This is a genomic window from Caenimonas soli (assembly GCF_013155545.1).
Lineage (GTDB): Bacteria > Pseudomonadota > Gammaproteobacteria > Burkholderiales > Burkholderiaceae_C > Ramlibacter > Ramlibacter soli.
The window spans coordinates 140,887-159,361 of record NZ_JABJVV010000002.1; the positions used below are offsets into that span (position 1 = coordinate 140,887).

Consider the following 18,475-nt stretch of genomic DNA (forward strand, 5'->3'; position numbering starts at 1 on the left):
GCAATATGGTCTGCGGCCCACTGGCCCCGCGTAGTCACAAATAAAGGCTCAGCGTGCGCGCTTATCGCATGGCGGCGTCGGACGGGCCCTACCCCCGGACGGGCGTTTTTGGGGGTAAGTCCGAAGCGAGGCATCTTTTTTGCTTTGTATGCTTCGTCTTTTTCCTGCGTTTGGAGTTTTCAATGAAGAAACGGGTCGTCCTCAAAACCGCCGCCATGATCGCGCTGGCCGCCACCTTCGGCGCTGTCCAGGCCCAGACGACACCGATCAAGTTCCAGCTCGACTGGCGCTTCGAAGGCCCGGCCGCCCTGTTCCTCACGCCCGCGGCCAAAGGTTATTTCAAGGAGGCCAAGCTCGACGTGAGCATTGATGCGGGCAGCGGTTCCGGAGGGGCCGTCACGCGGGTGGCCTCGGGCACCTACGACATCGGCTTCGCCGACCTGGCGGCGCTGATGGAATTCCATGCCAACAACCCCGACGCACCCAACAAGCCGGTGGCCGTGATGATGGTCTACAACAACACGCCCGCTTCGGTAATGGCCCTGAAGAAGTCGGGCATCAAGGCGCCCGGCGACCTCAACGGCAAGAAGCTGGGCGCCCCGGTATTCGACGCGGGCCGCCGCGCCTTCCCGATCTTCCAGAAGGCCAACGGCATTGGCAACGTGACGTGGACCTCGATGGATCCGCCGCTGCGAGAGACCATGCTGGCCCGCGGCGACGTGGACGCGATCACCGGCTTCACCTTCACCTCGCTGCTCAACCTGGAGGCGCGCGGGGTCAAGGCAGAGGATGTGGTTGTCCTCCCCTACTCCCAGCACGGAGTCAAACTCTACGGCAACGTGATCATCGCCACGCCCAAGATCATCAAGGAGAACCCCGCAGCCGTGAAGGCGTTCCTTGCCGCTTTCACCAAGGGCGCCAGGGAAGTCATCGCCAGGCCCGAGGCGGCCATCGCCGATGTCAAGGCCCGCGACGGCATCATCAACACCGAGCTGGAAACCCGCCGGCTCAAGCTCGCCATCGACACCGTCATCAACAGCCCCGATGCGCGCGCCGAAGGCTTCGGCCAGGTCAACGCCGGACGGCTGGCGTTGATGGCCTCGCAGGTATCCGATGCCTTTGGCACCAAGACCCGCGTCAATCCCGATGTGATCTGGAACGGCTCCTTCCTGCCGGCGAAGGCCGAGCTGAACAGCGTTCTGCCCGCGCCGAAGAAATGACGGCCCCAGGCGGCGGAGATTTCGGCAGCTTCGTCGACTTCCAGGACGTCTGGCTCGCGTACAACGAGGAACTGCTCGCGCAAGGCCAGTTCGCGGTCGAAGCCATCGACCTGGCCGTGCGGCAAGGCGAGTTCATCGCCATCGTCGGGCCCTCGGGCTGCGGCAAGTCCACCTTCATGAAGCTGGCCACCGGCCTGAAGATGCCCTCGCGCGGCCGCATCCTGATCGACGGCCGACCGGTCACCGGGCCGCTGAAGATCTCGGGCATGGCCTTTCAGGCGCCTTCGCTGCTGCCCTGGCGCACCACCGTGGACAACGTGCTGCTGCCCCTGGAGATCGTCGAGCCCTACCGCAGCAGCTTCAAGGCCAAGCGCGCCGAATACGAGCAGCGGGCCCGCCAGCTGCTGCAGAAGGTTGGCTTGGGCGGCTACGAGGACCAGTTTCCCTGGCAGCTCTCCGGCGGCATGCAGCAGCGCGCCAGCATCTGCCGTGCGCTTATCCACGAGCCCAAGATGCTGCTGCTGGACGAGCCCTTCGGGGCACTCGACGCCTTCACCCGCGAGGAGCTGTGGTGCATCCTGCGCGACCTCTGGGAAGAGCAGCGCTTCAACGTGATCCTGGTCACGCACGACCTGCGCGAATCGGTGTTCCTCGCCGACACGGTGTACGTGATGAGCAAGAGCCCCGGACGCTTCATGGTGAAAAAGGAGATCGAGCTGCCGCGCCCGCGCGAGCTGGAGATCACCTACACCAAGGAGTTCAGCGACATCGTGCACGAACTGCGCGGCCACATCGGCGCCATCCGCCGGCAATCGACGGAGACGACGCTGCCATGAAGACGACGCAACTGGAACGCTGGTCGCCCTGGCTCCTGCTGGTCGCGGTGATCGGCTTGTGGCAGTTCGTCTGCGCCGTATTCAACGTCTCCGAGTTCATCTTCCCCAGCCCGCTGCGCATCTGGAACCAGATGGTGGAGTACCGGGGCATCATCGCGGCGCACGCCTGGCGCACGTTCTGGGTCACCATGGCCGGGTTCGGCCTGGCCATCGTGGTCGGCGTGCTATTGGGATTCGTCATCGGCAGCTCGCGCATCGCGTACGCCGCCGTGTATCCGCTGATGACGGCCTTCAATGCGCTGCCCAAGGCCGCTTTCGTACCCATCCTGGTGGTCTGGTTCGGTATTGGCGCGGGGCCGGCCATCCTCACCGCGTTCCTGATCTCGTTCTTCCCGATCATGGTGAACATCGCCACCGGCCTGGCGACGCTGGAGCCCGAGCTGGAAGACGTGCTGCGGGTGCTGGGCGCGCGGCGCTGGGACGTGCTGATCAAGGTCGGCCTGCCGCGCTCCATGCCCTACTTCTACGGCTCGCTCAAGGTGGCGATCACTCTGGCCTTCGTCGGCACCACCGTGTCGGAGATGACGGCGTCCAACGAGGGCATCGGCTACCTGCTGATCTCCGCCGGCTCGGCGATGCAGATGGGCCTGGCGTTCGCCGGGCTGGTGGTGGTGGGAGCGATGGCCATGCTGATGTACGAGTTGTTCAGCCGGATCGAGATGCACACCACGGCCTGGGCGCATCGCGGCTCGCAAGGAAGATAGCTTTGTCTTGGCATGCGCGTCTTTCGCTCAAGTTGCGCCTGGAAGCCGGTCGCTGCGTCGCGCGCTTCGAGCACGAAGGCCCGCTGCGGATCTTGCAAACCCTGTATCCCGAAGGCGATGCGATATCGCACAACGTGCTGGTGCATCCGCCGAGCGGCCTGGTGGGCGGCGACACGCTGGATCTCGACGTGCATGTCGGTCCAGGCGCGCATGGGCTGGTGACGACACCGGGCGCTTCGCGCTTTTACCGGTCGCAGGGTGAGCCGGCGGTACAGCGCACCCGCATCGCGCTGGATGAAGGCGCGCGCTTCGAATGGCTGCCGCTGGAGGCGATCTGCTACAGCGGCTGCATTGCGCAAAACCATGTCACGCTGGATCTCGCCCCTGGGGCCGAGTTGATCGGCTGGGACGTGGCGGCGCTAGGGCTGCCCGAGGCGCAGCTGCCGTTCGAGCGGGGCCGCCTGCTGCAGCACCTCGAGTTGCGTGGCGCCTGGTTGGAGCGGGGCCGCATCGCCGCCTCGGATGCGCGGCTGATGAACGGCCCGCTGGGCCTGGCCGGCCAGCGCTGCGTCGCCACCCTGTTCCTGGCCGCCGGCAGCGACCTCGGCCGCGCTCGGCGCGACCAGGCTCTGGAACTGGCGCGCGAAGTCATCGCAGCTCACCCGTTATGCAGTTGGGCCGGCGCCACGGCCCCCGGGCCGCGCGTCGTGGTCGTGCGCGTGCTCGCGCCCCTGGTCGAGCCTGCCCTGGGCTTGTTGAAGGCCATCCGCAATGCATGGCGCCCGGCCTTGTGGGGCCTGGCGCCGACCCAGCCGCGGACCTGGGCGCTTTGAGCGCGAAATCGGCCACGGTCGAGTTGTAGTCCCACACCTGCAATCCCCATCCTACGACGCGACCGGCATCGCGCCGCCGCGAATGGGGTGTGCTCTCCGGCATGGTCGGGCTAGTGCCGTCCCTAGACTTCAGTCATCTAACCAGATTCCAAGGAGTCCACCATGAGAGCACCCCGTAACGCCCGATCCCGCAAGAGCCTGGTGTCGTTCGGCGTGGCCGCATTGCTGGCCATGACCGCCGCCACGGCCCAGGTTGCAACCGGTACCACGGGCATCGACGCCTCAGGCAGCTACCAGCAAGAAGTCAATGCCTGCATGACCGGCAAGACCCAGCAAGACCGCGACACCTGCCTCAAGGAAGCCCGCAACGCGCAAGCCGACAAGAAGCGTGGCGTGCTCGACAACGCCGGCGCGAAGTTCGATTCGAATGCATCGGCCCGTTGCGACGTCCTGACGGGTGAGGACAAAGCGGCTTGCCAGGCACGCGTGATGGGCTATGGCAACACGACCGGCAGCGTTGCCGGCGGTGGCCTGCTGCGTGAAGTGGAAACGGTTGTGATGCCGGCAGGCTCCGGCACGGTGACCATCGAGCCGAAGACGGCCGATCCGGTGGTGCTGGTTCCGGCACCTACTAAATAACTATGCTTTTGGGTTGGCGTCAGGGAGCATGCGGGCCTTAGGGCCCGCTTTTTTGTTGCGCCGACGCTCATGACACTGTTGCAAGTCTTCGCAATCGTAAGCAATTGAGTCAACATGGCAGCTATTCGGCTGTTCTTGACACTTCCACTAACGCCTTAGCCGGTCCGTCCCTCAGGATGGGCAGCCTACAAGTCAAGGAGCGACAAAGATGACAGCTGGAAAAACGATCGTGGGAAGCTGGGCCAAAGCGCTACGCTGGGCCGGTGTGATGGGGGCCGCCGCCGTGTTGGCGGCCTGCGGAGGTGGCGGCGGCGGCTCAGCCGCGGCGAACGGCACCTTGCGCGTTGCGCTGACCGACGCCCCGAGTTGTGGCTACGACCACGTCTTCGTCACCGTCGAGAAAGTACGCGTTCACCAAAGCGGGTCAGCGGGTGATTCCGAGGGCGGCTGGTCCGAGGTCGCGGTGTCGCCGGCGCGCAGGATAGACCTGCTCGATCTGACCAATGGGGTACTGGAAGAGCTCGGTACCACGCAGCTGGCAGCGGGCCACTACTCCCAGATCCGCCTGGTGCTGGCGAGCAATACCGGCACCGGGACCTCCAGCGTGGCCAATGCGGTGCAGCCCACGGGCGGCGCGTTGATCCCGCTGAACACGCCCAGCGGTCAGCAAAGCGGTCTCAAGCTGCAGGCCCACTTCGACGTGGCCGAAGGCCAGACGACCGACATCCTGCTGGACTTCGACGCTTGCAAGTCCATCGTGAAGGCCGGAAATTCCGGCAACAAGTACAACCTCAAACCGGTGCTTTCCGTCGTACCGCGCGTGAACACGGGCATCCAGGGCTTCGTCACCACCACCTTGAGCTTGAGCAGCACCACCATCGCGGCGCAGCAAGACGGTGTGACCATCCGATCGACGGCGCCGGACACCACGGGCAAGTTCAGCATTCCGTTCCTCTCCACCGGCACCTACACGCTGGTCGTGATGTCCGACGGGCGTGCCAATGCGGTAGTGACGGGCGTACCTGTCGGCACGAGCACGACGGTGGTCAGCGGCACATCGACGGCGATCGTGCCGCCTGTGTCGAGCATGGCGGATGTGACGGGCACCGTGACGCTGACCTCCGTTTCCGGCGGCGGCACGACGACGGCGCCGCTGACCGATGCAACGGTGCGGGCATTGCAGACACTCACCGGCGGGCCGACCATCGAACTTGGCAACCAGGCTGTCGACGGCGATTTGGGAACCTACCGGTTCCGTCTGCCCGTGGCCGCCCCCGTGAAAGCAGCGTTCGTTACGGGCTCGCCGTTGTCGTTCACGACCGATTCCGCGGTCGCGGGCAAGTACACGATGCGCGCGCAAGCACCGGGACGAGCCGCGCAGGACAAGCCAGCCGATATCACCAGCGGTTCGGTGAACGTGGACTTCAACTACGGGCCTTGATGAGCTTGGGGTAGCGACAACTGCCGCGGACGCGGCGTTGTCCTATACGCGCACGCGGGCGTTGTCCGCTACCCTAGCCTCATGAGCAACCAGTCACCAGGTAAAAGCCCCGACGCGGGCAAGGCCGAACACGGCGCACCCAGCGAAGTTACTTGGGACAGCGGGAAGGGGCGCCAGCCTTACGCCAACCAGGGTGGCGAGGCCGGCTCCCACGGCGGAGAATTCGCCGAGGGTGACCGCGGCGAGCTGTCCGGCCGAAACCAGGAACAGCTCGAGCAGGTCAAGAGAAAGCCGTGAGGCGTGTTCAGAACACGCCGAACAGCATCAGCAGCAGAACGACGGTGAGCGGAACACCGAGAAGCCAGAGAATGACGGGCATTTGATTTCTCCCAGTTTTGAGATGAATTCAAGGTACCCGCCCGCGAATGCGGCGCCTGAGCGACGCGAACCCCAATGACGGTAGGCACATGCCTACAGTCGCGCACCCTCAAATCGCCACCAGCTGGCGCACCCCTTGCGAATCCATGTCCCGGCCCAGGCCGCGGGCAATGAATTCGCCGCGCTCCATCACCAGGTAGTCGTCCGCCAGCTCGCGCGCGAAATCGTAGTACTGCTCCACCAGCAGGATCGCCATGTCGCCCCGGTCCGCCAGCATGCGGATCACCCGGCCGATGTCCTTGATGATGCTGGGCTGGATTCCTTCCGTGGGCTCGTCCAGGATAAGCAGCTTGGGCTGGGCCGCCAGCGCACGTGCAATGGCGAGTTGCTGCTGCTGGCCGCCCGAAAGGTCGCCACCGCGCCGGCCCAGCATCTGCTTGAGCACCGGGAAAAGTTCGAACAACTCGGTGGGAATCGGCGTGGAAGCGCTCTTGTAGGCCAGGCCCATCGCCAGGTTTTCTTCCACCGTGAGGCGCGCGAAGATCTCGCGCCCCTGCGGCACGAAGCCGATCCCGGCCCGGGCGCGCTGGTACGGCGTGGCCTGGTAGATGGCCTTGCCTTCGAACTCTATGCTGCCGGTCTTGATCGGCACCAAGCCCATCAGCGACTTGAGCAAGGTGGTCTTGCCCACGCCGTTGCGGCCGAGCAGGACCGTCACCCGGCCGGGGTGCGCCTCCAGGCTGACGTCGCGCAGGATGTGCGAGCCGCCGTAGTACTGATTGATGTTCTTGACTGTCAGCATGAAGCGTCAGCGCCCAAGATAAACCTCGATGACCCGTTCATCGTTCTGCACCTGCTCCAGCGTGCCTTGCGCCAGCACCGATCCTTCGGACAGCACCGTGACGATTTCCGAGATGCTCTTGATGAAGCTCATGTCGTGCTCCACCACCATCAGCGAGTGCTGGCCCTTGAGTTTGAGGAAGAGCTCGGCGGTGCGCGCGGTTTCCTCGTCGGTCATGCCCGCCACCGGCTCGTCCAGCAACAGCAGCTTGGGGTCCTGCATCAGCAGCATGCCGATTTCCAGCCATTGCTTCTGGCCATGGCTCAAGGTACCCGCCATGCGCGTCACCGCATCGGCCAGATGGATCGTGTGCAGCACTTCGGCCAGGCGATCGCTCTGGCCCGAGTCCAGGCGGAAGAACATCGAAGGCTTGACGCCCTTGTCGGTCTTGAGGGCCAGCTCCAGGTTTTCGAACACCGTCAGCTGCTCGAACACCGTCGGCTTCTGGAACTTGCGGCCAATGCCCATCTGCGCGATCTGCGGTTCGCTGTAGCGCAGAAGATCGATGGTGCTGCCGAAGAAAACCGTGCCTTCGTCCGGTCGGGTCTTGCCCGTGATGATGTCCATCATCGTGGTCTTGCCCGCGCCATTGGGGCCGATCACGCAGCGCAGTTCGCCGGGCGCGATGTCCAGCGAGAGCTTGTTGATGGCCTTGAAGCCGTCGAAGCTGACGCTCACGTCTTCCAGGTACAGGATGCGGCCGTGCGTGACGTCCACTTCGCCCGCGGTCGCCAGGCGGCCAAAGCCGGCCGCGCGGCCGCCCGATGCGGTCTTGCCCAGCTTGGAATGCCGGCTGTACGCGCTGGCGCGGCGCGCGCCTTCTTCCAGCAAATCAGGTGTCATTTCAGCCGCCCCTTGACCTGCTTGACCAGACCCACGACGCCGTTGGGCAGAAACAGCGTGACGGCGATGAACAGCGCGCCGAGGAAGTACAGCCAGAACTCGGGCGCCGTCACGGTGAGCCAGCTCTTGGCGCCGTTGACGATGAAGGCGCCGATGATCGGGCCGATCAGGGTGGCGCGCCCTCCGACGGCGGCCCAAATGGCGATCTCGATCGAGTTGGCCGGGCTCATCTCGCTGGGATTGATGATGCCGACCTGCGGAACGTAGAGCGCACCGGCCACGCCGCACATCATGGCGGACAGGGTCCAGATGGTGAGCTTGTAGCCTATCGGGTTGTAGCCGGAGAACATCACGCGCGACTCCGCGTCGCGGATGGCCTGCAGCACGCGGCCGAACTTGCTGGCCACCAGCCAGCGCCCGAACAGGAAGAAGCCGAGCAGCGTCAGGCCGGTGATCACAAACAAGGTCATGCGCATCGAAGGCGTGGCGATCGGGACCTCCAGGATGCGCTTGAAATCGGTGAAACCGTTATTGCCGCCAAAGCCGGTCTCGTTGCGGAAGAACAGCAGCATCGCAGCGAAGGTCATCGCCTGGGTGATGATGGAGAAGTAGACGCCCTTGATGCGCGAGCGGAAGGCGAAGTAGCCGAACACGAAGGCGACCACACCGGGCACGGCCACGATAAGGATCAGCGTGGCGATGAAGCTGTCGCTGAAGCTCCAGTGCCAGGGCAAGGCCTTCCAGTCGAGGAACACCATGAAGTCCGGCAGGTCGCTCTTGTAGTTGCCGTCGCGCCCGATCTGGCGCATCAGGTACATGCCCATGGCATAGCCACCCAACGCGAAGAACAGGCCGTGGCCCAGGGACAGGATGCCGGTGTAGCCCCAGATCAGGTCCATGGCCAGGGCGCAGATGGCGTAGCACATGATCTTGCCGACCAGCGCCACGGCGTAGTCGCTCATGTGGAAGACGCTGCCCTGCGGAACCGCCAGGTTCAACAGCGGCGCGACGGCGCATACCACTAGCAGCGCCACCACGAATGCGCTCCAGCCGGCGCGGCTGAGCACAGCGGGCCGGCGCGGCAGGGCAATGGGAGTGACAGCGGGGGGCAGATCGCGAATCACGCTTCGGCACTCCGGCCCTTCATCGCGAAGATGCCCTGCGGCCGCTTCTGGATGAAGATGATGATGAACACGAGCACGGCGATCTTGGCCAGCACGGCGCCGGCCCAGCCTTCGAGGAACTTGTTCAGCACGCCCAGCCCCAGCGCGGCGTAGACGGTGCCTGCCAGCTGGCCGACGCCGCCCAGCACCACCACCATGAAGGCATCGACGATGTAGCTCTGGCCCAGGTCGGGGCCGACGTTGCCGATCTGGCTCAGCGCGCAGCCGGCCAGGCCGGCGATGCCCGAGCCCAGGGCGAAGGCATAGGTGTCGATGCGGGCGGTGTTCACACCCATGCAGGCTGCGATGGGCCGGTTCTGCGTGACGCCCCGGACGAACAGGCCCAGGCGCGTGCGGGCGATCAGGAAAGCCATTCCCAGCAGCACCGCGAAGGCAAAGCCGACGATGACGATGCGGTTCCAGGGCAATTGCAGATTGCCCATGACCACCACGCCGCCGCTCATCCAGCTGGGGTTCTCCACACCGACGTTCTGCGCGCCGAACACCGAGCGCACCAGTTGCATCAGCATCAGGCTGATGCCCCAGGTGGCAAGCAGCGTCTCCAGCGGCCGCCCGTAGAGGAAGCGGATCACACTGCGCTCCAGCACCGCGCCCATCAGCGCCGAGGCGGCGAACGCCACCGGAACAGCCGCCACCAGGTACCAGTCGAAAGCGCCGGGCAGGTATTTCTGGAACAGGCCTTGCACCACGTAGGTGGCATAGGCGCCGATCATCATGAGCTCGCCGTGGGCCATGTTGATGACGCCCATCAGGCCGTAAGTGATGGCCAAGCCCAACGCCACCAGCAGCAGGATGGAACCCAGGCTGACTCCCGAGAAGATGGCGCCGACCTTGTCGCCCCAGGCCAGCGAGGCTTCGACGCTGCGCAGGCTCGCTTCCAGCGTGGCTTTGACGTCGCTTTCCGTCTCGACTTTCAGCCGCTCGATCAGCAGCGTCTTGGTCGCCGGATTGTTGCTTTTCGCCAGCAGCTTGGCGGCCTCGATCCGCTTGGCCTGGTCCGCGCTACCCAGCAGGACGGCGGCGCGCACCAGGCCCAGTTGCTCCTTGATCCGCGAATTGGTTTCCGCCGCATAGGCTTTTTCGATCAGCGGCAGCCGCGATTCGTCGCTTTCGTTGCGCAGCGTCGCCACGGCTTCGGCCCGCAGCTTTTCGTCCTTGGAGAACAGCTTGAGCGCCGCCATGGCCGTGTCGAGCTCGCCGCGCATTCGGTTGTTGTTGATCACGTCTTCGGCATCGGGCGGAAGTGGCACCTCGGCGCCACTGACGGGATCGAAGCCCTTGCCGTCCTTGACCACCAGGATCTTCTCTCCGGCGACCTTCACGGCATCGTCCACCAGGGCCTGGATAAAGGCAGCCGTCTTGTCGTCGGCTGCCGCGACGGCCTTGTTCAGCGCCTCGATGCGGGCGTCGGTTTCCCCGGTTGCGATGGCGCGCGCTTCGGCGGCCGTGAGCGCTTGGGCGCTGGCTGCCGTCCACAACACAGCCAGTAAAACGAGTCTCTTGATCATTGGGGAACCTATAGGATGGACAGCACGCTGCCCATCCTGCAGGGCTGTCATTGCGGGCTCGACCCGCAATCCATGCCGCGCCGGCCACGATGTAGCTAACGCGACGTGGATCCCGGATCAAGTCCGGGATGACAGCTACGCCGTTACTTCTTCGCCGGCTCGTCGGGCTTCTTGTCGTTGCCTTCGATGTAGGGAGACCAGGGCTTGGCCTTGACCGGGCCCGGCGTCTTCCACACCACGTTGAACTGGCCGTCGGCCTTGATCTCGCCGATGAACACCGACTTGTGAAGGTGGTGGTTCTTCTCGTCCATCTTGGACACGATGCCGCTCGGCGCCTTGAAGGTCTGGCCGGCCATGGCGGCAATCACCTTGTCGGTGTCGGTGGACTTGGCCTTTTCAACGGCCTGCTTCCACATGTTGATGCCGATGTAGGTGGCTTCCATCGGGTCGTTGGTGAGGGCCTTGTCCTTGTGGCCGGCAATGCCCTTTGCCTTGGCGTAGGTCGCCCACTTCTTGGAGAACTCGTCGTTGGTCGGGTTCTTGATCGACTGGAAGTAGTTCCAGGCGGCCAGGTGGCCCACCAGCGGCTTGGTGTCCACGCCGCGCAGCTCTTCCTCACCCACGGAGAAGGCGACGACCGGCACGTCCTTGGCCTTCAGGCCGGCGTTGCCCAGTTCCTTGTAGAAGGGAACGTTGGAGTCGCCGTTGATGGTGGAGACCACGGCGGTCTTGCCGCCGGCCGAGAACTTCTTGATGTCGGCAACGATGGTCTGGTAATCGCTGTGGCCGAACGGCGTGTACTTCTCGTCGATGTCGGTGTCCTTCACGCCCTTGCTCTTCAAGTAGGCGCGCAGAATCTTGTTGGTGGTGCGGGGGTACACGTAGTCGGTACCCAGCAGGACCCAGCGCTTGGCGCCGCCGCCGTCCTTGCTCATCAGGTAGTCCACTGCGGGGATCGCTTGCTGGTTGGGCGCGGCGCCCGTGTAGAACACGTTCTTGGAGAGCTCTTCACCCTCGTACTGCACGGGGTAGAACAGCAGGCCGTTCAGTTCTTCCACGACCGGCAGCACCGACTTGCGCGACACGGAAGTCCAGCAACCGAAGATCACGGCGACCTTGTCCTGCGTCAGCAGCTGCTTGGTCTTCTCGGCGAACAGGGGCCAGTTGGAGGCCGGGTCCACGATCACCGGCTCGAGCTTCTTGCCCAGCACGCCGCCCTTGGCATTGATTTCGTCGATGGCCATCAGCACCGTGTCCTTGAGCACGGTTTCCGAAATGGCCATGGTGCCCGACAGGCTGTGCAGGATGCCGACCTTGATCGTGTCCTTCGACTGGGCATGGGCCGGCAAGGCCGAAAGGCCCGCGAGCGCGACGGCGGCGGTGAGCGCCTTGAGGGTAAAACGACGTTGCATGTGAGGCTCCTTGCGAAATGGAACCTCATGCTAGGTTTGGGGGCTCCCCCGCGAAATACGGCACATGGCGTATGCCTGAGCCATGCGCTCCAAGCCCCCTTACGGACAAGCTTGCGTCCGACAGACAGCCGTCGACCTGAGCTTTCCAATAGGCGGTCACCATTCAGGAGGCCGCCCATGAATCAACTGCTGAGCCGGTTATCCCCCAGTATCACCAACATGATCCGCATGGATCACACCCATGTGATCACCACTTTCCACCAGTACGAGGTCGACACTCCTCTGCGGGTCAAGAAGGGTCTGGTCGATACGGTGTGCGTGGCGCTCGAGATCCATGCCCAACTGGAGGAAGAAGTCTTCTACCCGGCCCTGCGCGCGGTAGCCGATACCGAATTTCTGGGGAAAAGCGTTCCCGAACATGACCAGATGCGGCGGCTTATCACCCAGCTGCGCAACCTGGAACCCGGCCATGCCACCTATGACGAGACGTTCTACGAGCTCATGAACAACGTCATGCACCACGTGGCGGACGAGGAAACATTCCTGCTGCCGTTGGCCGAGCGCGTGCTGACCGACCGGCTGGGCGAGCTGGGCGCGCAGATGACCAAGCGACGGCTGCAACTGGCCGCGCCGCGCAGCGGGGAAATCGCGGGCGGCATGGCGCGATCGGTCGGCACGGGAGGCTTAGTGATGGGCGCCGGCGCCTTGCTCGCCTGCAGTTACCTGCTGAGCCGCCCGCGCCTGCCGGGGCTGGGAGCCCCCAAGACCCGCGATGCGGCCCCGCGCTAGTGCTTGCTTCTATATAAAACCGAAGGAACCTCACACTCATGAAAACACTCGTTGTCTTTTCCCATCTGCGCTGGAACTTTGTCTATCAGCGCCCGCAACATCTTCTGTCGCGGCTGGCGATGCGATGGCGAGTCATCTTCGTTGAAGAGCCTTATCTCAACGCGGAGCGCAACGAGCTGGAGCGCTTCGAGCCCACGCCAGGCGTCGAGGTCTGGCGGCCCCATGTGACGGGCGACGCACCGGGCTTCCACGACGACCACCTCCCTGCGCTGCAAAGGCTGCTGGCCGAGGCCATGCGCGAGCAAGCCGTGGAAGACTATTGGATCTGGTTTTACACGCCGATGGCGCTGCCGCTGGCGACCGGCCTGACGCCGCGCGGCGTGGTGTACGACTGCATGGACGAGCTCTCGGCGTTCAAGAACGCCCCGCGCCAGCTGGTGCAGCGCGAAAACGCCCTCTTCAAGTTGGCCGACCTGGTCTTCACCGGTGGGCGCAGCATCTACAACGCCAAGCGCAGCCGGCACCCCGACGTGCATTGCTTTCCCAGCAGTGTGGACGCCAAGCACTTCGCCAAGGCCACCCAGGACCATCCGCTGCAGGCGGTCATCGCGCACCCGCGCCTGGGCTACTGCGGTGTGATCGACGAGCGGATCAACCTGCACCTGATCGAGGAGGTCGCCAAGGCCCGTCCCGATTGGCAGATCGTGATGGTCGGCCCCACCGCCAAGATCGACCCGACGGCGCTGCCGCGGCAAGCCAATATCCACTGGCTGGGACAACAGAGCTACGACGACCTGCCCGCGTTCATCGGCGGCTGGGACATCTGCCTGATGCCCTTCGCGCTCAACGAGGCGACCCGCTACATCAGCCCGACCAAGACCCTGGAATACATGGCCTGTGGCCGGCCTTCTGTGAGCACCTCCATCCGGGACGTGGTCGAACCCTATGGCCAGCTGGTCCAGATCGCCGACACGCCGGAAGGCTTCGTGATTTCCTGCGAGGAGATCCTGCAGCGTTCCCACGAGGAGCAACTGGACCACGCACGGGCGCTGGCGGAAGTCGTCGGCCGTACGTCCTGGGACGGCACCGCGCAAGCCATGGCGGAGCTGATCGTGCAGGCCGATGAAGCGGTCGGCGCAGCGGAAGTGGCGCAGCCCCAACCCACCGTCAACGACAGCGCGCCCTTGCACCTCACCGATGCAGCGCAGGCGGTATCGCTCGTGGCACCGTCGGAGCATGCCACGCGGGCTTCCGCCGCTGGCTAGTTATCCCCCTACCCCTCGAACTGCGGATGCAACTGCCGGATGCGGTTCATCGCCATTCCGGCGGCCGCCGTCCGTGTCTCCACGCCCAGCTTGGCGAACACCCGTTCCAGGTGCTTCTTCACCGTGGCCGGGCTGGAGCCCAGGATATCGGCGATGTCGCGGTTGATCTTGCCTTTGACCACCCAATAGAGCACCTCGGCTTCACGGGCAGTGAGCTTGAATGACAGGCTCATGGCTTCGATCACCGCGCTGTCCGATACCTCGCGCATGACGATCAACCAGTCATCGTCACCGGTTTGCTGGTGCAGCCGGAAGGTCAGGCGGCGCGCACCCAGTTCGGCGGTAAGGCGCGGCGGCTCGACCTGCTGCTTGGCTTCTTCCAGATGGCGCTGCAACCAGTCGACCACCGGCTTGGGCGTCTCGGGCGCGGCCGTGCCGTAGTACGTCATCAGCAGCTCGCGCGCCAGCGGCGTCTGCCACATCAGCTTGCCGTCGCTGGCGCGCACCGTGATGCTGGCGTAGCCGAAGGCATCGAGCGCGTTGCGGGTCTGCCGCGCCTGGCGCGCGCCCTGCATGTGCACACCCATGCGCGCCAACACTTCCTTGGGCTTGATCGGCTTGGTGACGTAGTCCACCCCGCCGGCTTCCAGCGCGGCCACCAGGTGCTCGGTTTCGGTCAGGCCCGTCATGAAGATGATGGGAATGTGCGCCGTCCTGGGCGATGCCTTCAGCCGCTTGGCGACTTCGAAGCCGTCCATGCCGGGCATCATCGCGTCCAGCAGGACGATGTCGGGCAAGGCCTGGTCGGCACGTTGCAGGGCCGCCTCGCCGCCCGTGGCCACCAGGACCGTGTAGCCCGATTCATCCAGTGCATCGTGCAGCACCGAAAGGTTGTCGGGCACGTCGTCCACGATCAGCACGACCTCGGTGTTGGCGCGGTCTAGGACCGCACCAGGCTGGCGTGCACTCATGGAAGCTTCTCCTCTAGGGCCCCGCCGGCCTCGGCGAGGCGGCGGCTCATGGCCTCGAACTGGAACTGCCGCGCCAGCTCTCGCATGGCGGCGGCAAAGGATGCACTTTCCGGCTGCGCGGCTTCGATCACATCCAGTTGGTTCAGGATGCCGCGGTAGTAGCCCAGCTGCACGACGTCTTGCAAGGACTTGAGCTCCGGCGCCGCGGGCCAGACCCAGCTGGCAGTCAGCGGCGCCTCGGGTTGCGCTGGCGCCTGCGCATGACTCCAGCGCAGCCCGAGCTGGCGCTCCAGCCAATCGAGCAGCTCGCTGTGGCGCACCGGCTTCAGGATGAAATCCTCGGCCCGCACGCCGGCGTCGTTGTCCAGGTTCTTGTCGAAGGCGTTGGCCGAGACCACGGCGATCCTGGCCCCCACGCTTCTCACTTCGTGTAGTGCGCTGCCCCCCGAGGGGGCGTCCCCGCCTTGGGGCGGCCCGGCGGCGGGGATGGCTTGCTCCAGGCGGCGCAGGCGGCGTATCGTTTCCCAGCCGTCGATGCCGGGCATCGCCAGGTCCATCAGGATGGCGTCGGGCGCGAGGCCGGCGGCCAGCAGGTCGAGCGCGTCGTGGCCGCTGGCGGCCGTGCGCAGCTCGAAGCCCAGGGGCTCCAGCAGGTGCACCAGCAGCTCGCGGTCGGCCTCTTCGTTGTCCACCACCAGGATCTTGCGGCGCGGGCCTTCGTAGCCGCGGCGCGGACGGGTGGCGGCGACGGGGCCCGGCACGGCGGCGCTGCTCACTTCGGGCAGGAACAGCTTGATGCGGAACACCGAACCGGCGCCGGGCGTGCTCACCACCTTGAGCTCGCCGCCCATCAGGTCGGTGAGCATCTTGGCGATGGTGAGGCCCAGGCCGGCGCCCGGTGCGGAATGGCTGGCACTGGCGCCGCGCGCGAACGGCTCGAAGATCTGTTCCAGTTCCTCGCGCGACAGGCCCGGGCCTGTGTCCTCGATGTCGATGTAGGCCATCTCGCGCGCGTGGCGCACGCGGAAAGTGACCTGGCCCTGCGCGGTGAACTTGATGGCGTTGCCCAGCAGGTTGATCAGGATCTGGCGCACCCGCTTCTCGTCGGCGCGCACCACCTCGGGCAGCACGCCCTCCACCTCGAAGTGAAACGCCAGCCCCTTGGCCGCCGCCTGCAGCTCGAACATGCCCGCCATTTCGTGCACGCAGTCGGCGAACTGCATCGGCTTGACGGTCAAGGTGAGCTTGCCGCTTTCGATGCGCGCGATGTCCAGCGTGCCTTCGATCAGCGACAGCAGGTGCTCGCCGCCGCGCTTGATCACGTTCACGGCCTGCTTGCGATGTGCCGGCACGCCCGCGTCCTCGCCCATCAGCTGCGCATAGCCCAGGATGCTGTTGAGGGGCGTGCGCAGTTCATGGCTGATGGCGCTGATGTAGCGGCTCTTGGCGTGGTTGGCCTGCTCCGCCGCGCGCTTGGCTTCTTCGGCCAGCAGCCTGGCGTTTTGCAGGGCTTCATCGGTCTGGCGGTGCGATTCGATCTCGCGCATCAGCAGATGGGTCTGCCGGTTCGACTCTTCCTGCGCGACCTGGCGGCTCTTGTGCGCCAGCACCAGCCACCAGGCCACGATGCCGGCGATCACCAGCAAGGCCATGTAGGCCTTGAGGAAACCCGAGCGCAGCGGCCCTTCGGAAAGCTCGGCGGTGTCCAGCATCTGCGCCACCGCCCGCAGCTCCTGGTAGTACAGCAAGCCGAACACGGTCGCGAGCAGGGGCACGATGATCAGCATCAGCAGCAGGAAATGCCCCAGGCCGGTGTCGAGATAAGGCCAGGCGGGGCGCGGCAGCAACCAGCGCAAAGCCCCCGACCACTGCTGCGACAGGCTGGCGTGCGGCTTGCACAGGTCGCCGCAGCGGGCGTCGAGCGTGCAGCACAGCGAGCAGATCGGGCCCTGGTAGGCCGGGCAATGCGCCATGTCGGGCGCCTCGTACTCGCGCTCGCAGATGACGCAGCGCTGCAGCGTGGTGGCCAGGTACGCGCCGGAGGGCCGGCAGCCCTCGCCTTCGCGCGCGATGTAGTAGCGGCCCCGGGTGGCCCAGGCGATCAGCGGCGCGGTGACAAAGGCGACCCCCAGCGCGATCACCGCGGAGAAGGCTTGCGCCATGGGACCGAACAGGCCCAGGTGCGCGGGGATCGACAGCGCCGATGCCAGCGCCATGGCGCCGACGCCGACCGGGTTGATGTCGTACAGGTAGGCCCGCTTGAACTCGATGCCCGGCGGCGACAGGCCCAGCGGCTTGTTCACCACCAGGTCGGCCACCACGGCCATCATCCAGGCGATGGCGATGTTGGAGTACAGCCCGAGCACATCGCCCAAGGCCTGGAACACGTTCATCTCCATCAGCATGAAGGCGATCGCCGTGTTGAATACCACCCAGACCACGCGGCCGGGGTGGCTGTGGGTCACGCGCGAGAAGAAGTTGGACCAGGCGAGCGAGCCGGCGTAGGCATTGGTGACGTTGATCTTCAACTGCGAGATCACGACGAACAGCGCCGTGGCCGCCACCGCCCAGCCGTAGTGAGGGAACACGTACTCGTAGGCGGCCAGGTACATCTGGTTGGGGTCCACTGCCCGGTCCGGCGGGACCATGTGCTTGATGGCCAGGTAGGCGAGCAGCGCGCCGCCCAGCATCTTGAGCACGCCCAGCACCACCCAACCCGGCCCGCCCGCGAGGACACCCGCCCACCAGGCCTTGCGGTTCGCGTGGGTCTTGGCCGGCATGAAACGCAGGTAGTCGGCCTGCTCCCCCATCTGCGTGATGAGGGCGATGCCCACGGTCAGCGCGGCACCAAACAAGTGCATGTCGAAATTCGCGCTGCCACCTTTCTCACCGCCGTAGTGCAGCACCCCCGCGAACGCACCAGGATCGCGCACCAGCACATAGGCAAAGGGCACCACCAGCATCACCAGCCACAGGGGCTGGGTCCAGACCTGCAGCCGGCTGATGGCCGACACCCCGTGCGTCACCAGCGGAATCACCACCAGAGCGCACACCAGGTAGCCCCAGATCGGAGGAATGCCCAACGCCAGTTCCAGCGCATAGGCCATCACCGCCGCCTCCAGCGCGAAAAAGATGAAGGTGAACGAGGCGTAGATCAGCGATGTGATCGTGGAGCCGAGGTAGCCGAAGCCCGCGCCCCGTGTCAGCAGATCCATGTCCACGCCGTAGCGGGCGGCGTAGATGCTGATCGGCAGGCCGGTCAGGAAGATGATCACGCCGGTGGCGACGATGGCCCAGAAGGCGTTGAGAAACCCGTATTGCACCAGCAGCGTGGCGCCCACGGCCTCCAGGATCAGGAAAGAGGCGGCGCCGAAGGCAGTGTTGGCCACGCGGAACTCGGACCATTTGCGAAAGCGCTGGGGCGTGTAGCGCAGCGCGTAGTCTTCCATCGTCTCGCTGGCCACCCAGCTGTTGTAGTCGCGCCGCACCTTCACGACGCGTTGGGGTGCGTCGAGGGGGACCGGCAGGATGGGAATGGTTTCGCTCACGGT

16 protein-coding genes are annotated in these 18,475 nt (G+C 65.3%); 9 read left to right on the forward strand and 7 right to left on the reverse strand.

The annotated features are described in order from the left end of the window. Positions 1 to 182 precede the first annotated feature (182 nt). From HNE04_RS04045 to HNE04_RS04075, 7 genes are all read left to right on the forward strand, one after another. Positions 183 to 1,220 (forward strand): ABC transporter substrate-binding protein, encoded by a 1,038-nt coding sequence (locus HNE04_RS04045; protein WP_172216992.1) that lies wholly within the window; start codon positions 183 to 185, stop codon positions 1,218 to 1,220. Continuing rightward, positions 1,217 to 2,056, forward strand: a complete 840-nt coding sequence (locus HNE04_RS04050; protein ID WP_172216994.1) for an ABC transporter ATP-binding protein — start codon at positions 1,217 to 1,219, stop codon at positions 2,054 to 2,056. Before HNE04_RS04045 ends, HNE04_RS04050 begins: the two co-directional genes overlap by 4 nt. Further along, a complete protein-coding gene (locus HNE04_RS04055) occupies positions 2,053 to 2,820 on the forward strand; it encodes an ABC transporter permease (protein ID WP_172216996.1) in 768 nt (255 codons plus the stop codon). Before HNE04_RS04050 ends, HNE04_RS04055 begins: the two co-directional genes overlap by 4 nt. Positions 2,821 to 2,822: 2 nt before the next feature. After that, positions 2,823 to 3,653: an urease accessory protein UreD gene (locus HNE04_RS04060; protein ID WP_172216998.1), complete on the forward strand. Its 831-nt coding sequence runs from the start codon at positions 2,823 to 2,825 to the stop codon at positions 3,651 to 3,653. Positions 3,654 to 3,815: 162 nt separating this feature from the next. Continuing rightward, positions 3,816 to 4,292: a hypothetical protein gene (locus HNE04_RS04065; protein ID WP_172217000.1), complete on the forward strand. Its 477-nt coding sequence runs from the start codon at positions 3,816 to 3,818 to the stop codon at positions 4,290 to 4,292. 208 nt (positions 4,293 to 4,500) lie between these two features. Next, positions 4,501 to 5,733 (forward strand): DUF4382 domain-containing protein, encoded by a 1,233-nt coding sequence (locus tag HNE04_RS04070; RefSeq protein WP_235964766.1) that lies wholly within the window; start codon positions 4,501 to 4,503, stop codon positions 5,731 to 5,733. Positions 5,734 to 5,814: 81 nt separating this feature from the next. After that, positions 5,815 to 6,030, forward strand: a complete 216-nt coding sequence (locus HNE04_RS04075; RefSeq protein ID WP_172217002.1) for a hypothetical protein — start codon at positions 5,815 to 5,817, stop codon at positions 6,028 to 6,030. Positions 6,031 to 6,220: 190 nt separating this feature from the next. On the opposite strand, the gene urtE is transcribed toward HNE04_RS04075, so the two are convergent. The 5 genes from urtE to urtA form a co-directional block, all read right to left on the reverse strand. Then, positions 6,221 to 6,913, reverse strand: a complete 693-nt coding sequence (urtE, locus tag HNE04_RS04080; protein ID WP_172217004.1) for an urea ABC transporter ATP-binding subunit UrtE — start codon at positions 6,911 to 6,913, stop codon at positions 6,221 to 6,223. A gap of 6 nt (positions 6,914 to 6,919) precedes the next feature. Then, positions 6,920 to 7,795: an urea ABC transporter ATP-binding protein UrtD gene (gene urtD / locus HNE04_RS04085; protein WP_172217006.1), complete on the reverse strand. Its 876-nt coding sequence runs from the start codon at positions 7,793 to 7,795 to the stop codon at positions 6,920 to 6,922. After that, positions 7,792 to 8,919 (reverse strand): urea ABC transporter permease subunit UrtC, encoded by a 1,128-nt coding sequence (gene urtC, locus HNE04_RS04090; protein ID WP_328700257.1) that lies wholly within the window; start codon positions 8,917 to 8,919, stop codon positions 7,792 to 7,794. The genes urtD and urtC overlap by 4 nt, the downstream gene beginning before the upstream one ends. After that, complete coding sequence (gene urtB / locus HNE04_RS04095; RefSeq protein ID WP_172217008.1) at positions 8,916 to 10,487, reverse strand: urea ABC transporter permease subunit UrtB; 1,572 nt, start codon at positions 10,485 to 10,487, stop codon at positions 8,916 to 8,918. Before urtB ends, urtC begins: the two co-directional genes overlap by 4 nt. 143 nt (positions 10,488 to 10,630) lie before the next feature. Continuing rightward, complete coding sequence (urtA, locus tag HNE04_RS04100; protein WP_172217010.1) at positions 10,631 to 11,899, reverse strand: urea ABC transporter substrate-binding protein; 1,269 nt, start codon at positions 11,897 to 11,899, stop codon at positions 10,631 to 10,633. A gap of 177 nt (positions 11,900 to 12,076) precedes the next feature. On the opposite strand from urtA, the gene HNE04_RS04105 reads away from it, so the two are divergent. Beyond that, positions 12,077 to 12,688 (forward strand): hemerythrin domain-containing protein, encoded by a 612-nt coding sequence (locus HNE04_RS04105; RefSeq protein ID WP_172217012.1) that lies wholly within the window; start codon positions 12,077 to 12,079, stop codon positions 12,686 to 12,688. Between the two features lie 38 nt (positions 12,689 to 12,726). Beyond that, positions 12,727 to 13,953: a glycosyltransferase family 1 protein gene (locus tag HNE04_RS04110; protein ID WP_172217014.1), complete on the forward strand. Its 1,227-nt coding sequence runs from the start codon at positions 12,727 to 12,729 to the stop codon at positions 13,951 to 13,953. Between the two features lie 8 nt (positions 13,954 to 13,961). On the opposite strand, the gene HNE04_RS04115 is transcribed toward HNE04_RS04110, so the two are convergent. Together HNE04_RS04115 and HNE04_RS04120 are read right to left on the reverse strand one after the other, a co-directional pair. Next, entirely contained in the window at positions 13,962 to 14,924 is a 963-nt protein-coding gene (locus tag HNE04_RS04115; RefSeq protein ID WP_172217016.1) for a response regulator transcription factor, read from the reverse strand. Continuing rightward, positions 14,921 to 18,373 (reverse strand): hybrid sensor histidine kinase/response regulator, encoded by a 3,453-nt coding sequence (locus tag HNE04_RS04120; RefSeq protein ID WP_172217380.1) that lies wholly within the window; start codon positions 18,371 to 18,373, stop codon positions 14,921 to 14,923. Before HNE04_RS04120 ends, HNE04_RS04115 begins: the two co-directional genes overlap by 4 nt. Positions 18,374 to 18,475: the final 102 nt, after the last annotated feature.

Bases quoted from the DNA above. Each gene is read 5' to 3' on its own strand.
- HNE04_RS04115 (WP_172217016.1), bottom strand. From the start codon at position 14,924: ATGAGTGCACGCCAGCCTGGTGCGGTCCTAGACCGCGCCAACACCGAG.
- HNE04_RS04050 (WP_172216994.1), top strand. From the start codon at position 1,217: ATGACGGCCCCAGGCGGCGGAGATTTCGGCAGCTTCGTCGACTTCCAG.
- urtE (WP_172217004.1), bottom strand. From the start codon at position 6,913: ATGCTGACAGTCAAGAACATCAATCAGTACTACGGCGGCTCGCACATC.
- HNE04_RS04055 (WP_172216996.1), top strand. From the start codon at position 2,053: ATGAAGACGACGCAACTGGAACGCTGGTCGCCCTGGCTCCTGCTGGTC.
- urtD (WP_172217006.1), bottom strand. From the start codon at position 7,795: ATGACACCTGATTTGCTGGAAGAAGGCGCGCGCCGCGCCAGCGCGTAC.
- HNE04_RS04120 (WP_172217380.1), bottom strand. From the start codon at position 18,373: ATGGAAGACTACGCGCTGCGCTACACGCCCCAGCGCTTTCGCAAATGG.
- HNE04_RS04075 (WP_172217002.1), top strand. From the start codon at position 5,815: ATGAGCAACCAGTCACCAGGTAAAAGCCCCGACGCGGGCAAGGCCGAA.
- HNE04_RS04070 (WP_235964766.1), top strand. From the start codon at position 4,501: ATGACAGCTGGAAAAACGATCGTGGGAAGCTGGGCCAAAGCGCTACGC.
- urtB (WP_172217008.1), bottom strand. From the start codon at position 10,487: ATGATCAAGAGACTCGTTTTACTGGCTGTGTTGTGGACGGCAGCCAGC.
- HNE04_RS04045 (WP_172216992.1), top strand. From the start codon at position 183: ATGAAGAAACGGGTCGTCCTCAAAACCGCCGCCATGATCGCGCTGGCC.
- HNE04_RS04110 (WP_172217014.1), top strand. From the start codon at position 12,727: ATGAAAACACTCGTTGTCTTTTCCCATCTGCGCTGGAACTTTGTCTAT.
- urtA (WP_172217010.1), bottom strand. From the start codon at position 11,899: ATGCAACGTCGTTTTACCCTCAAGGCGCTCACCGCCGCCGTCGCGCTC.
- HNE04_RS04105 (WP_172217012.1), top strand. From the start codon at position 12,077: ATGAATCAACTGCTGAGCCGGTTATCCCCCAGTATCACCAACATGATC.
- HNE04_RS04065 (WP_172217000.1), top strand. From the start codon at position 3,816: ATGAGAGCACCCCGTAACGCCCGATCCCGCAAGAGCCTGGTGTCGTTC.